This window comes from Paraburkholderia fungorum, assembly GCF_046026025.1.
GTDB classification, from domain to species: Bacteria; Pseudomonadota; Gammaproteobacteria; order Burkholderiales; family Burkholderiaceae; genus Paraburkholderia; species Paraburkholderia fungorum_E.
This window is the reverse complement of sequence record NZ_JAQQFL010000004.1, coordinates 134,238-148,585: the sequence shown is the minus strand read 5'-3', so window position 1 is coordinate 148,585 and position 14,348 is coordinate 134,238. Positions and strand designations below refer to the sequence as shown.

General features: G+C 61.7%; 15 protein-coding genes. 12 read left to right on the top strand and 3 right to left on the bottom strand.

The window, feature by feature from the left end; genetic code table 11:
- Nucleotides 1–68 precede the first annotated feature (68 nt).
- From PQR67_RS06820 to nagZ, 12 genes are all read left to right on the top strand, one after another.
- On the top strand, nt 69–695 hold the full coding sequence (locus tag PQR67_RS06820) for a sigma-E factor negative regulatory protein (protein WP_408456178.1): 627 nt from the start codon (nt 69–71) through the stop codon (nt 693–695).
- A 4-nt stretch (nt 696–699) separates the two neighbouring features.
- Entirely contained in the window at nt 700–1,743 is a 1,044-nt protein-coding gene (locus PQR67_RS06815; protein ID WP_408456176.1) for a MucB/RseB C-terminal domain-containing protein, read from the top strand.
- 37 nt (nt 1,744–1,780) lie between these two features.
- Nucleotides 1,781–3,307, top strand: a complete 1,527-nt coding sequence (locus PQR67_RS06810) for a DegQ family serine endoprotease (protein ID WP_408456173.1) — start codon at nt 1,781–1,783, stop codon at nt 3,305–3,307.
- Nucleotides 3,304–3,582, top strand: a complete 279-nt coding sequence (locus PQR67_RS06805; RefSeq protein WP_408456171.1) for a glutaredoxin family protein — start codon at nt 3,304–3,306, stop codon at nt 3,580–3,582. Before PQR67_RS06810 ends, PQR67_RS06805 begins: the two co-directional genes overlap by 4 nt.
- Before the next feature lie 249 nt (nt 3,583–3,831).
- Nucleotides 3,832–5,625, top strand: a complete 1,794-nt coding sequence (gene lepA, locus PQR67_RS06800; RefSeq protein ID WP_408456169.1) for a translation elongation factor 4 — start codon at nt 3,832–3,834, stop codon at nt 5,623–5,625.
- 18 nt (nt 5,626–5,643) lie between these two features.
- A complete protein-coding gene (gene lepB, locus PQR67_RS06795; RefSeq protein WP_408456166.1) occupies nt 5,644–6,537 on the top strand; it encodes a signal peptidase I in 894 nt (297 codons plus the stop codon).
- A gap of 175 nt (nt 6,538–6,712) precedes the next feature.
- Complete coding sequence (gene rnc / locus PQR67_RS06790) at nt 6,713–8,023, top strand: ribonuclease III (protein ID WP_408456164.1); 1,311 nt, start codon at nt 6,713–6,715, stop codon at nt 8,021–8,023.
- A gap of 55 nt (nt 8,024–8,078) precedes the next feature.
- Complete coding sequence (era, locus tag PQR67_RS06785) at nt 8,079–8,978, top strand: GTPase Era (protein WP_408456162.1); 900 nt, start codon at nt 8,079–8,081, stop codon at nt 8,976–8,978.
- Nucleotides 8,965–9,897 (top strand): DNA repair protein RecO, encoded by a 933-nt coding sequence (gene recO / locus PQR67_RS06780; RefSeq protein WP_408456160.1) that lies wholly within the window; start codon nt 8,965–8,967, stop codon nt 9,895–9,897. Before era ends, recO begins: the two co-directional genes overlap by 14 nt.
- Entirely contained in the window at nt 9,894–10,658 is a 765-nt protein-coding gene (gene pdxJ, locus PQR67_RS06775) for a pyridoxine 5'-phosphate synthase (protein ID WP_408456158.1), read from the top strand. The genes recO and pdxJ overlap by 4 nt, the downstream gene beginning before the upstream one ends.
- Nucleotides 10,659–10,674: 16 nt before the next feature.
- Entirely contained in the window at nt 10,675–11,118 is a 444-nt protein-coding gene (acpS, locus tag PQR67_RS06770) for a holo-ACP synthase (protein ID WP_408456156.1), read from the top strand.
- 69 nt (nt 11,119–11,187) lie between these two features.
- On the top strand, nt 11,188–12,216 hold the full coding sequence (gene nagZ / locus PQR67_RS06765) for a beta-N-acetylhexosaminidase (protein WP_408456154.1): 1,029 nt from the start codon (nt 11,188–11,190) through the stop codon (nt 12,214–12,216).
- Nucleotides 12,217–12,355: 139 nt separating this feature from the next.
- Here the strand turns inward: nagZ and PQR67_RS06760 are convergent, their stop codons facing one another.
- The 3 genes from PQR67_RS06760 to PQR67_RS06750 all read right to left on the bottom strand — a co-directional run bounded on the left by PQR67_RS06760 (nt 12,356) and on the right by PQR67_RS06750 (nt 14,346).
- Nucleotides 12,356–13,738 carry a sigma-54-dependent transcriptional regulator gene (locus PQR67_RS06760; RefSeq protein ID WP_408456151.1) on the bottom strand — a complete coding sequence of 461 codons (1,383 nt, stop codon included), beginning with the start codon at nt 13,736–13,738 and terminating at the stop codon, nt 12,356–12,358.
- A gap of 237 nt (nt 13,739–13,975) precedes the next feature.
- Nucleotides 13,976–14,116, bottom strand: a complete 141-nt coding sequence (locus PQR67_RS06755) for a hypothetical protein (RefSeq protein ID WP_408456149.1) — start codon at nt 14,114–14,116, stop codon at nt 13,976–13,978.
- Nucleotides 14,117–14,187: 71 nt separating this feature from the next.
- On the bottom strand, nt 14,188–14,346 hold the full coding sequence (locus PQR67_RS06750) for a hypothetical protein (protein ID WP_408456146.1): 159 nt from the start codon (nt 14,344–14,346) through the stop codon (nt 14,188–14,190).
- Between the last annotated feature and the right edge of the window lie 2 nt (nt 14,347–14,348).

The window sequence follows — 14,348 nt, the reverse complement described above, 5'->3', positions numbered from 1 at the left end:
GGCGGGGCGCGGGTGCAATATCTGGATTAGTGGTGTCACTACGGGGTATTCGTAAGATGGGGAGCATCATGGGGTCGGTCTCGATGCAATCGCAAGCCAGCTCGCGCAGCGAGCGTCTGTCCGCTTTTGTCGACGGCGAGTTGTTCGGCGAAGAGCATCTGAACACGTTTGTTTCCGAACTGGACGGCGAGGATCGTGCCGCCTGGTCGTGCTATCACCTGATCGGCGACGCGCTGCGTTCTGACGATCTGGCGGTCAGCCCGGCGGCGAGCAGCGCGTTCCTGAGCGGTTTTGCCGCACGTTTCGACAATGAGCCACACGTGCTCGCACCTGCCGCCATGCCGGTTGCGCGCCGTTTGCTGGCGCTGCGCCGCCGGGTTGTGCCGGCTTTTGCTGTTGCCGCAGCCGCCGCCACGCTGACGTGGATAGTCGTGCCGCAACTGCAAGGCGTGCCGGGTGGCCCGGGGGTCGCGCAAGTCGCGTCGCTCCAGTCGCACGGTGATTCGCTGCAGCGTGTGGCCATGGCATCGGTGCCTGTCGCGACGGTCCAGCCCATCGCGCAAGACGCCAACATCATTCGTGACGCAAGTCTCGATCAGTATCTGGAAGCTCACCAGCAATTCGCGCAACAACCGGTCATGCCGGGCTCGATGCCGCTGATTCGTGCTGCCGCAGTTTCTACGCAAGGCCAATAGTTTGATGCAGACTCCGCGGTTGATTAAAACGACTATCTGGGGGCGGCTGCCGGCATTTTTATTCTGCGCAGCCGTATTGTTGTCCGCTACACCGCGGGTCTTTGCACAAACCGACGATCCGCTCGTCGCCCGTCGCACGGCCGCGGAGCTGCTCGATCGAATCCATCAGGCCGCCCAGCAGCAGAACTACGAGGGCGCATTCGTCTATCAGCGCGGCAACTTCGTGCAGACGTCGCGGATCGCGCACTACGCGACCCGCACGGACGGTGAATTCGAGCAACTCGAAAGCCTCGACGGCAAGCCGCGCAAAATGCTTCGCCACAACGAGGACCTCTACACGTTCGTGCCCGAGCGGCATCTGTGCGTGGTCGAGAAGCGCCAGAACAAGGATTCGTTCCCTGCGCTGCTGGCCGTAAGCGGCGAGCAGGTGCTGTCCGTATATGAGCCGAAGCTGCTCGGCGACGACCGCGTCGCGGGTATCGACAGCCAGGTGATCGAGCTCGACCCGAAAGACGCATACCGCTTTGCTTACAAGCTGTGGGCCGACAAGAAAACGGGCCTGCTGCTGCGCGCGCAGACGCTTGACCCGAACGGCCAGGTGCTCGAACAGCTATCGTTTTCGCAGATTCGCATTGGTGTGCCGGTCGACAAGGCCGCCATCGCCAACGGCATTCGTAATTTGACGGGCTGGACGGTAGTGCGTCCACCGGTCGAGCCGGTTGATATGGCCGCGCAAGGCTGGCAAATCACGCCGACTGTGCCGGGCTTCCACAAGATTCGCGAACTGCGTCGCCCCATGGCTGCGCGGGACGCGGGCCAGCCGACCATTCCGGTCGATCAGGCGGTATTCTCCGACGGCCTCGCGGCCATTTCGGTGTTCGTCGAGCCGGTCGAGAACAACACCCGCAAGGAAGGCGCGGGGAGCAGCGGCGCCACGCACGTGCTAGTCAAGCGGCGTGGCGACTTCTGGATTACTCTGCTTGGTGAAGTGCCCCAGACCACATTGCAGCAATTTGCGTCTGCCATAGAATATAAAGCTCCGAAGTAATCTTCCGAATCACTCGAATCCCTCGGCTTGCTACGATATGACGACTTTCTCGGTGCGCAAATTCCTCGCGGCCGCGGTGGTAGTGGCGTGTTTGCCGCTCATGCCGCACACGGCGTCGGCGGCTCCCGCAGCAGCCAATCTGCCCGACTTCACTGACCTCGTCGACAAGGTTGGCCCAGCCGTCGTCAACATTCGCACGACCACACGGGTGTCAAACAGCGGTGTCCGTGGCGGATTGCCGCCAGGCATGGACGACGGCGATATGTCGGAGTTTTTCCGTCGCTTCTTTGGCATCCCGTTGCCGCAGTCGCCGCAATCACCCGGTTCTCCCGGCACGCCGCGCGGTGGCGATAACGGTGGGAGCGGTAGCGGCGGCAGCCAGGACTCGCCAGATAACAGCGATGCCGAACAGAACAGTGGCGTCGGCTCCGGCTTCATTCTGTCGGCGGACGGTTACGTGATGACCAACGCGCACGTTGTGGACGACGCGGATACCATTTATGTCACCCTCACCGACAAGCGCGAGTTCAAGGCCAAACTGATCGGCGTCGACGATCGGACCGATGTAGCGGTTGTGAAGATCAGCGCCGCCAATTTGCCGACCATCACAATCGGTGACTCTAACAAGGTCCGCGTGGGCGAATGGGTAGTCGCGATCGGGTCGCCGTTCGGTCTTGAGAACACGGTGACGGCCGGTATCGTCAGCGCCAAGGGGCGCGATACGGGCGATTATCTGCCGTTCATCCAGACCGACGTGGCCGTCAATCCGGGGAATTCAGGCGGTCCGCTGATCAATATGCAGGGCGAGGTGATCGGCATCAATTCGCAGATTTACAGCCGTACAGGCGGCTTCATGGGTATCTCGTTCGCGATTCCGATCGACGAGGCGATGCGCGTGGCCGATCAGCTGAAAACCTCGGGTAAGGTCGTGCGCGGCCGGATCGCGGTGGCGATTGGCGAAGTAACGAAGGACGTCGCCGATTCGCTCGGTCTGCCGAAGGCGCAGGGCGCGCTGGTCAGCAGTGTCGAACCGGGCGGCCCGGCGGACAAGGCGGGCGTGCAACCGGGCGATATCATCCTGAAGTTCAATGGTCATTCGGTCGACACGGCAACGGATCTGCCACGCATGGTCGGCGACACGAAGCCGGGCACCAAATCGACCGTTACGGTCTGGCGCAAGGGTCAGACGCGCGATCTGCCGGTCACGATTGCCGAGATGCAGCCGGACAAGACCACCAAGGCGGATGATAAAAAGCCGGCAGTGCCGAAGCAGCGCGCCACGAACGCGTTGGGTCTGGCCGTTAGCGATATCCCGGCTGATCAGATGAAGGCGCTGAAGTTGCACAACGGTGTGCAGATCGACGCGGTAGACGGTCCGGCAGTGCGCGTCGGACTGCAAAAGGGCGACATCGTCTTGCGTGTGGGCGATACCGATATCACCAGTGCGAAACAGTTCGACGACGTGATTTCGCACCTCGACTCGCAGAAGATGGTCGCGCTGCTGGTTCGTCGCGGCGAGAACACGCAATTCGTGCCGGTTCGCCCGCGCAGCGCCCAGAAATGACGCGGGTGGCGCCGCTCACGCTTTACGGGCGCGCGTGGTGCCACTTGTGCGACGACATGCGTGCCGCACTTGAGCCTTTGCTGATTGAGTTCGGCGCGCAGGTGGTCGTGATCGACATTGACACCGATCCGGTGCTGGAAGCCCGTTATAACGAACTGGTGCCGGTTCTGGTCTGCGACGGTGTCGAACTGTGTCACTATCATCTCGACGCAGCACGGGTTCGTGCCGCGCTTACCGCACGCTTTGTGGCAGCGCATTCGGGATCCACGCGTTAGGGGCCATGCATTTGGCGTCCACGCGTTCGGAGTCCACACATTCGGAGCCTGATTAAGGGCTCAAACCAGGCGCGAACATGCGCCGTTCACACCCCGTTTCACGCCTCTCCTGAGCCGTCTTTTCCGCCCGAGCCTCGCAAGATGCGCCGGGCGACAGCCTTTTCGGCTAAAATAGATAGGTTTTTCACCTACTTACAAGGCGTGCTCCGCTATTGTCCGAGCGCGCCTTTTTCGCTTGATCGGTACTGAATGGATCATATTCGTAACTTCTCGATCATTGCGCACATCGACCATGGCAAGTCGACGCTCGCCGATCGCATCATCCAGATCTGCGGTGGCTTGTCCGACCGCGAGATGGAATCTCAAGTGCTCGACTCGATGGATCTCGAGCGCGAGCGTGGCATCACCATCAAGGCACAAACCGCCGCACTGACGTATAAGGCCCGTGATGGGCAGGTCTACAACCTGAACATGATCGACACGCCGGGCCACGTCGACTTCTCGTACGAAGTCAGCCGCTCGCTGTCCGCCTGTGAAGGCGCGTTGCTGGTTGTCGATGCAAGCCAGGGCGTGGAAGCGCAAACGGTGGCCAATTGCTACACGGCGATCGAACTCGGCGTCGACGTGATTCCGGTGCTGAACAAGATCGACTTGCCGGCCGCAAATCCCGAGAACGCAATCGCAGAAATCGAGGACGTGATCGGCATTGACGCAACCGATGCCACGCATTGCAGCGCGAAGACCGGCCTCGGCGTGGAAGATGTGCTCGAAGCGCTGATCGCCAAGGTGCCGCCGCCCAAGGGCGACACGGAAGCGCCGCTGCAAGCGCTGATCATCGACTCGTGGTTCGACAACTACGTGGGCGTCGTGATGCTCGTGCGCATCGTGAACGGCACGTTGCGTCCCAAAGACAAGATCCGCATGATGGCGACCGGAGCGCAGTACCCGGTCGAGCATATCGGCGTATTTACGCCAAAGTCGAAGAACCTTGAGTCGCTGTCGGCCGGGCAGGTGGGCTTCATCATTGCCGGGATCAAGGAGTTGGCCGCCGCGAAGGTGGGCGATACCGTCACGCTGGTGAATCGTCCTGCTGCCGAGCCGTTGCCAGGCTTCAAGGAAGTGAAACCCCAGGTGTTCGCCGGTCTCTATCCGGTCGAAGCAAACCAGTACGATGCGCTGCGTGACTCGCTGGAAAAGCTGAAGCTGAACGACGCCTCGCTGATGTACGAACCGGAAGTCTCGCAGGCGCTCGGCTTCGGTTTCCGCTGCGGCTTCCTTGGATTGCTGCACATGGAAATCGTGCAGGAACGTCTCGAGCGCGAGTTCGACATGGACCTGATCACCACGGCGCCCACCGTGGTGTACGAAGTCCTGCAGCGCGACGGCACGATCCTTATGGTCGAAAATCCGGCCAAGATGCCGGAGCCCTCGAAGATCGAAGAAGTACGTGAGCCGATCGTCACCGTCAATCTGTACATGCCGCAAGATTACGTCGGCGCGGTGATTACGCTGTGTACGACAAAGCGCGGCAATCAGATCAACATGCAGTACCACGGCCGTCAGGTGCAGTTGACCTACGAAATCCCGATGGGCGAAGTCGTGCTCGATTTCTTCGATCGTCTGAAGTCGATCTCGCGCGGCTACGCGTCGATGGATTACGAGTTCAAGGAATATCGCGCGGCCGACGTCGTGAAGGTCGACATGCTGATCAACGGCGATAAGGTCGACGCGCTGTCGGTGATCGTTCACCGTTCGCAAAGCCAGTATCGCGGCCGCGAAGTGGCGTCGAAAATGCGTGAGCTGATTCCGCGCCAAATGTACGACGTCGCGATTCAGGCCACCATCGGCGCGAACATTATCGCGCGCGAGAACATTAAAGCGTTGCGTAAGAACGTGCTGGCAAAATGCTACGGCGGCGATATTAGCCGTAAGAAGAAACTGCTGGAAAAGCAAAAGGCAGGCAAGAAGCGAATGAAGCAGGTCGGGTCCGTCGAGATTCCGCAAGAAGCTTTCCTCGCAATTCTGCGTGTCGAAGACAAATAAGACGAACAACGGAACCCTATGAATTTTGCGCTGATTCTTTTTGTGCTCGTCATTTTGACGGGCGTCGCATGGGTCGCAGACAAACTGGTTTTCATGCCGCAACGGCGCCGCGCGGCGGACGCTGTGGTCGCCGAGTTCGATCGCCAGCAGGCACGCGTCGGTGAGCGTTTCGCCGACGAAAACGCGGCGCAAACGCGCGCCCGTCTGCGTGACGACAAGCTGCGTCAGCCGTGGTGGCTCGAGTATTCGGCGAGCTTTTTCCCGGTGATTCTGGTGGTGTTCGTGGTGCGCTCGTTCGTGGTCGAGCCGTTCAAGATTCCGTCGGGTTCGATGGTGCCGACGCTGCTGGTGGGCGACTTCATCCTCGTCAATAAATTCGACTACGGTATCCGTCTGCCGATCGTCAATACGAAGATCACCGAAGGCCGTCCGCTCGAGCGTGGCGACGTGGTGGTGTTCCGCTATCCGAAAGACGAATCCGTCGACTACATCAAGCGCGTGATCGGCCTGCCGGGCGACACCGTTGCTTATCAGGACAAGCAACTGACGATCAACGGCAAGCCGGTGCCGGAAACCGCGCTGCCTGACTATCTCGACGAAGAGCGCCTCGGCTACGCAAAGCAATTCGAAGAGGATCTCGACGGCCGCAAGAACGCGATTCTGAACAACCCGGCCGTGCCGCCGTTCATCGTCGGCGCAGAAGACTATCCGTATCGCGATAACTGCACGTACAACGCACGCGGCGTGATCTGCAAAGTGCCGCCTGGCAATTACTTCATGATGGGCGACAACCGCGATAACAGTGCTGATAGCCGCTACTGGGGTTTTGCTCCGGATAAGAATGTTGTGGGTCGAGCATTTTTTATCTGGATGAACTTCAGCGATCTGAAACGCATCGGCTCATTCCACTGAGCACGCTCGCTTTGATTGCATGACACGTCGCGCCGGTGCCCACCCCATAGGTCACCTCGGTCGCGTCGTGTTGTGACGCTACTTTAAGAATCTGCGGTAACGTCGCTTCACCACGCTTTTTCCGCTGGCCGTCCCGCGTTTTCGCCGGGGCAGGCGCCCGCGTTATACTCTGCCCATGCCCCTATCTCCGTTGGAAAGCCGTTTGCGCTACGAATTTCGTAATACGGAATTGTTGCGCCAGGCTTTAACGCACCGCAGTCACAGTTCCACGCATAACGAACGGCTCGAGTTTCTCGGCGACTCTGTTCTAAATTGCGCGGTGGCTGCGCTTTTGTTCCAACGTTTCGGCAAACTGGACGAAGGCGACCTGTCGCGTGTCCGCGCCAATCTGGTCAAACAGCAGTCGCTTTACGAAATTGCTCAGGCCCTCAATATTTCCGAGGGCCTGCGTCTCGGTGAGGGCGAGTTGCGCAGCGGCGGTTTCCGCCGTCCGTCGATCCTTGCTGATACCCTGGAAGCCGTGCTGGGCGCGGTATTCCTCGACGGCGGGTTCGATGCGGCGCAAACGGTCATCAAGCGCCTTTACGTGCCGATTCTCGATCACATCGACCCGCGCACGCTCGGCAAAGACGCCAAGACGTTGCTGCAGGAATATCTGCAGGGCCACAAGATCGCGTTGCCCACCTATACGGTCGTCGCCACGCATGGTGCGGCGCACAATCAGCAATTTGAAGTCGAATGCACGGTGCCCAAGCTGGATGTCAAAGTGTCCGGTTCCGGCGCGAGCCGTCGCGCGGCCGAGCAGGCCGCGGCCAAGAAGGCGCTCGATGAGGTGATGGCGGCCGCACCCGCCGTGGTCGCCAAGCCCAAGCGCTCGAAAGGCGCTCGTGCAGCGAAGAACGCGGAGCAGGAGATCGTGCCCGGCGTGACCGGCGTACAGGCCGCGCTCGATTTGCGCAGCCCGGATCGCAAGAACGACCGTGGTGCCGGGCGAGGCGAGGCTCGCAACGCGCCGGTAGCGGAGTCTGCTGCTGAGCGGCCGGCTGTGGCTATGACGTCCGCGCCGTTGGCTGTGATTCGCGCCGCGCATGTCGAATACAGCGGGCAGGACAAGTCGGAGCGTGCGGATAGGTCGGAGCGAGCGGACAAGTCAGCTGCCCACGCGAGCGACAGATCGGCTGACAAGGCGGCGGCGGACAAGCCAGCCGAAAAGCTGGACAGCAAATCCGCTGAAGCCAGATCCGAAGGCGCCAAGCCTGCAGATGCGAAGCCCACGGATGCAAGGCCCACGGATGCAAAGCCCGCAGATGCAAAGCCCGTCGACGCCAAACCGGAAGCCGCCGCCGTCCGTATCGCCGACAAACCCCGCAGCCGGGACATCACACCCGGCGCAGCCGTGCCCACGACCGGCGTGCAGGCACCCATCGAAGACGAACCCGGCGTAGCCGACGCGGTGCAAACCCGTGTCGCCGATGCGGGCCATTGATTGCCGTCGGCGCGCCATTCCTCGCGTGTCGATCTGAACTTGCCGTAACCCGAATATGAACGCTCCCACTCCCACTGGTTTTCGCTGCGGCATGGTCGCGATCGTCGGCCGCCCGAACGTCGGCAAGTCCACGCTGATGAACGCGCTGGTCGGCCAGAAAGTCAGTATCACGTCGCGCAAGGCGCAGACCACGCGCCACCGCATCACCGGCATTCACACGCTGGAAGACGCGCAGTACATCTTCGTCGACACGCCCGGTTTTCAGACCAAGCACAGCGGCGCGCTGAACCGTTCGCTCAACCGCGCGGTCACGTCCACGCTGAGTTCGGTCGACGCGATCCTGTTCGTGATCGAAGCCGGCCGCTTCGGCCCGGACGACCAGAAGGTGCTCGACCTGATCCCGCCGTCGGTGCCCACCCTGCTGATCGCGAACAAGCTCGATCGAGTGTCGGACAAGGACTCGCTGTATCCGTTCATGCAGCAGGTGAGCGCACTGCGCCAGTTCAACGAGATCGTGCCGCTGTCGGCGAAGAATGCAGACGACATCAAGCGTTTGATGGCGACCGTCAAGCCGTTCCTGCCGGAAGGCACGCCGATCTACGGTGCAGACGATCTGACCGATCGTAGCGAGCGCTTTCTTGCCGCCGAAATCCTGCGCGAAAAAGTGTTTCGCTGGACGGGCGACGAACTGCCCTACACGAGCACCGTGCTGATCGACAAGTTCGAAACCGAAGGGCGTCTGCGGCGCATTTTCGCGACCATCATGGTGGAGCGCGATACGCAGAAAGCCATGATCATCGGCCAGAAGGGCGCCAAGCTGAAGCAGATCAGCACTGAAGCGCGCCTCGACATGGAAAAGTTGTTCGACGGTCCGGTGTATCTGGAAACCTTCATCAAGGTGAAGAGCGGCTGGGCTGACAACGAAGCCGGACTCCGTGCATATGGGTACGAATGACGCGTGGATGACGCTGAATTCCGACGCTGACCCGGACGACGTGGCGCCGGCAGTGCCGGCGCGCGAGTCGTCCAAACCCGCTCGCAGTACCAAAAAAACCTCATCGAATGCCCGAAGCGCTCAGGCCGCGCAAAGCGGTGCGCAAGGCGCCGAAGGCGAGCCGCGCAAAGCGCCCGTGCGCCGCGCATCGCGCACTTCCGCTTCCGATTACCGGGTCGCTGAGCAACCTGCGTTCGTCCTGCACAGCTATCCGCACCGCGAGACCAGTCTGATCATCGACGTGCTGTCGCGCGATCATGGCCGTCTCGCGCTCGTCGCGAAGGGCGCGAAACGTCCGCACTCCGCTTTGCGCGGCGTGCTGCAAACCTTCCAGCCGCTCGCGTTGTCGTGGTCGGGCAAATCCGAAGTGCGCACACTGACCGGCGCCGAATGGGTTGGCGGCATGTTGCCGTTAGCGGGCGACGCGCTGCTCTGCGGTTTCTATGTCAACGAACTGCTGGTTAAATTCTGCGCGCGCGAAGACCCGCATCCGCAGCTTTTTCATCACTACGTCGTCACGATGACGCGTCTCGCGCATGACGAACCGCCCGTGCAGGTGTTGCGTTCGTTCGAACGTGTGTTGCTGCGCGAAACCGGTTACGCGATGGCACTCGATCGCACCGTCGCGCGTAAAGCCGTGCAGGCCGATGGCCGCTACGTATTCGACCCGGAGCGCGGGGTGCGCGAAGCATCGGACGATCTGCCCGCGCAATGGCCGGTGATTGCCGGACAGACCTTGCTCGATATGGAAAAGGACGATTACCATCGAGCTCAGACCGTGACGCAAAGCAAAACGCTGATGCGCTTCCTGCTCAATACCTACCTTGGCGGCACGCCGCTCGCGACGCGCCAGATACTGATCGACTTGCAGAACTTATGAGCTTCTTTCTTACGTCGCCGAATGTGATTGACCTGGGCGTGAATATCGATCACGTCGCCACGCTGCGTAACGCGCGCGGCACCTCTTACCCCGATCCGATCCGTGCCGCATTGATGGCCGAAGAGGCCGGCGCCGATGTGATCACGCTGCATCTGCGTGAAGACCGCCGCCACATCGTCGATGCTGACGTGCGCAAGCTGCGGCCGCTCCTGAAAACGCGCATGAATCTGGAATGCGCGGTCACCCAGGAGATGCTCGACATCGCGTGTGAAGTAGAGCCGCATGACGTTTGCCTCGTGCCGGAAAAGCGTCAGGAACTGACGACTGAAGGCGGCCTTGACGTCGCCGGCCAGTTCGAAGCCGTGCGCGCCGCATGCAAGCAGCTCGCCGCAGCGAACTCGCGCGTGTCGCTCTTCATCGATCCGGACGAAACGCAAATCCGCGCCGCGCACGAAGCGGGCGCGCCGGTGATCGAACTGCACACAGGCCGCTATGCCGAAGCGCACGATCCTGCCGAGCAGCAGCGCGAATTTGAGCGCGTGGTGCGTGCCGTCGAATTCGGCGCAACGCTGGGTATCAAGGTCAATGCGGGTCACGGCCTGCACTACACCAACGTTCAGCAGATCGCCGCGATCGAAGGCATCGTCGAATTGAATATCGGCCACGCGATCGTCGCGCACGCGATCTTCGCCGGCTGGGAGAACGCTGTGCGCGAGATGAAGGCGATCATGGTCGCCGCCCGTCTCGGCGCAAGCGCGTAACGCCGCGGCGCCGCTCATGACGATCTACGGCATCGGTACGGACATCGTTCAGGTCAGCCGTGTGGCCGCGGTCATGACACGCACCAACGGCCGTTTTGCCGAAAAGGTGCTCGGCCCGGACGAACTGCGCGTGTATCACGCTCGCCACGCACGTTCGGCGGCGCGTGGACTCGCTTTTCTCGCCACGCGGTTCTCGGCCAAGGAAGCATTCTCGAAAGCGATCGGCCTCGGCATGCGCTGGCCGATGACCTGGCGCGCGCTGCAAACGCTCAACAAGCCGAGCGGCGAACCGATGGTGGTGGCGTCGGGTGAACTGGCTGAATGGCTCGACGCACGCGGCATTACGGCGCGCGTGACGATCAGCGACGAACGCGATTACGCCGTGTCGTTCGTGATTGCCGAAACAGGGGATGCGGCGCGAGGGCCGGACGCCCCGCGTGCACCCGCCAGCGACGAATAAAAAATCTTGAACGCGGCGCACGTCGGCCGTGTCTCTCTTTGCTCTCAGGCTTTTTTCTAGCGGAATTCGATGAAAACCACTCCCGGACCGGTCATGCTCGACGTGGTCGGCACCACGCTGAACGACGACGATAAACGCCGCCTTGCGCATCCGATGACTGGTGGCGTGATTCTGTTTGCGCGCCATTACGAGAGTCGCGCGCAACTGATCGCGCTGACCGATTCGATCCGCGCAATCCGCGACGATCTGCTGATTGCCGTCGACCACGAAGGCGGCCGCGTGCAGCGCTTTCGCACCGACGGCTTTACCGTGCTGCCGGCGATGGGCAAGCTCGGCGCGCTGTGGGACAGCGACGTACTGCATGCCACCAAGGTGACGACCGCGGTCGGCTATATCCTCGCGGCAGAATTGCGCGCGTGCGGCATCGATATGAGTTTTACACCGGTGCTCGATCTGAACTACGGCCAGTCGCAGGTGATCGGCGATCGCTCGTTCCATCGCGATCCGCGTGTCGTGGCCCTGTTGGCGAAGAGCCTCAATCACGGCCTTGCGTTGACCGGCATGAGTAATTGCGGCAAGCATTTTCCAGGGCATGGCTTTGCACACGCGGACTCGCATGTTGCGATGCCGGTCGACGACCGCTCGCTCGAGACGATCCTGCGCGAGGACGTGGCGCCGTACGACTGGCTTGGTGTGTCGCTCGGTGCCGTGCTGCCCGCCCACGTGGTTTATCCCCAGGTCGATTCGAAACCGGCCGGTTTTTCGCGCGTCTGGCTGCAGGACATTCTGCGTAAAAAATTGCGCTTCGAGGGCGCGGTCTTCAGCGATGACCTCTCCATGGAAGCCGCGCGCCAGGGCGGCACGCTGACGGAAGGCGCGAGTGCCGCGCTGGAGGCCGGTTGCGACATGGTGCTGATCTGCAATCAGCCGGACGAAGCGGAAAAGGTGCTGGAAGCGCTGCGTTTTACGCCGTCGAAGGAGTCGCAACAGCGGCTCAAACGGATGCGGCCGCGCGGCAAGGCGCTCCAGTGGAGCAAGCTGGTCGCCGAGCCGCAGTATCTGCAAGCGCAAGCCTTGCTGCGCAGCGCGTTCGCCTGAGTAGCGGGGAGCAACCGGTAGCCCGCTGTAGAGAGTGGATCAGCGACTCATGCGTTTGCATCGGGCAAAAAAACGGCGCCTTTTTTCAGGCGCCGTTTTTCATTCAAGCGAGGCCTGCCGCGAAGCCGGCCTCATCCGCTCAGTTCAACCGCATCCGTTGCAGCTTGTTGTACAGCGTCTTCGGACTGATCCCCAGCAACGATGCCGCGCGATGGCGTGTGCCGCCGACTGCGTCAAGCGTCGCGCGGATCAGCATTTCCTCGACATCCGCGAGGGGCGTGCCGACGGTGACCTGCACACGGCTGCCGTTCAGATCGCGCCCGTTTGCCGACCCCGCTTCGTCGGCGCGCAGCGATTCCAGCACGTCGCCAGACGCGTGATAGGCCCGGCGCACGCGATCCTGTAACTCGCGCACATTGCCTGGCCATTCGTACGAAAGGCACTCGCGCAGGAAGTTCGGCCCGATCTGCTTGGCGACTTCGGGCGTACCGCGCGAGATCGCTTCGTGATTCAGTTCATCGACAACGGCTTGCGCGATCAGCGCCGGATCTTCTCCGCGCTCGCGCAACGGCGGCAGGGTTATGGCGGCCGCTTCGAGACGCAGCGCGAGGTCCTGATGCAAGCTGCCGTCGGCAACCGCAGCGCGCGGGTTTTTGCGTGTCGACGCGATCAGCCGGAAGTCGGTTACCACCTGGTTCGTGCCGCCGACCCGCATGAAAGTCTGCGAATCGAGTGCGCGCAGCAACGCTTCCTGCTGGGCACGCGGCAGTTCCGCGATTTCTTCGATGAACAGTGTGCCTCCACTGGCTTGCTCGAACAGCCCCGGCTCGCGCTGTTCGGCGCCGCTGAATGCGCCGCGCTCGTGGCCGAACAGGACGCTGTCGAGCGAGCGATGCGCCGCGACACTGCCTGCGCTCCGGCAATCGAATGTGACAAACGGCCCTTTGCGGCGCCGGCTCATGTCGTGCAGCGTGCGCGCGGCAAGCTGCTTGCCCGTGCCGGCTTCGCCGGAAATCAGCACGGCGGCCTCGGTCGGCGCGATGTGTTCGATCGTGTCGTAGACATGCTGGACCGCCCCGCTGCGGCCGAGCAAGGAGCCGAAACGGCCGAGTTGACGCAGCGACGCCCGCAGGGTCTGGACTTCCTCGGTCAGTTCGTACGGACGCGGAATCCGGGCGAGCAGACTGCGCAGACGCGGGATATTGACCGGCTTGAGCAGGTAATCCCAGATGCCATGCCGCAAACCCTCGATCGCGCTCTCGACCGTTGCATTGCCGGTCATCACGATCACCGGCAAGGCTCCGCCGGGCGGGTGCGCGGGCAGGTGCTGCAGCACGTCGAGCCCGCTGCCGTCCGGCAGATTCAGGTCGACCAGCACGACGTCGGGAATGAAGCGTGTCAGCGCAGCCCGGGCCTCGGCGATGGTGGTCGCGGTATCGACGGAGAAGCCGTCGGCGGCGAGAATGGCGGACAGGCCAGACAGGCTATTGGGATCGTCTTCAACAATCAGGGCATGTGGCATGGCGAGCGCTATTTTTAGATGGACGGAATACCCGGAACAACGCGCCGGTACTCTGGCGCGCGACCTGGGTGCGATGGCTGGCCGGTATTGCCGGTCGAACGCCGTGCCGCGCGGGCAACGCCGGCCGCGGCGGCGCAACCGCCACGAGGCAATTGGCATGTGCGCGGCGCCGGTCGTGGGACGCGACATGCAAGCGGAGTTGGGGCGATTCGACTCATTTTCTAAGTCCTTTCCTGTTCAGTGGACGCCCGCGCTGACGCGACCTGCGTAGGGACGGACACCGGTATTTTCTTCACTCAACGGGTTGGAAATGCCGCCTGCCGGTGAAGAAACGCCTTGGCTCAAATTTGACCAGTCTTCAGCGATGCTGTGATTCATGCCGCATTCCGGGAAGGCAGAGAAATAAAGCCTTCGTGGTTTCTGTCGGAGAAGCATGGAGTATGCCAAAGTCAATTACTTAAGTTTATCAATGGTTTGTTTGGCGCAGAGACGGAAGGTAAACGCAGTGGATGGGTATTTTTTAGAAGATTGCCGGTAAAGTTTTCCTCAACCATACACGGCGGCGCAAAAAAGAAAAAGCGCCCAATGCGGGCGCTTTTTTTTGCCATTT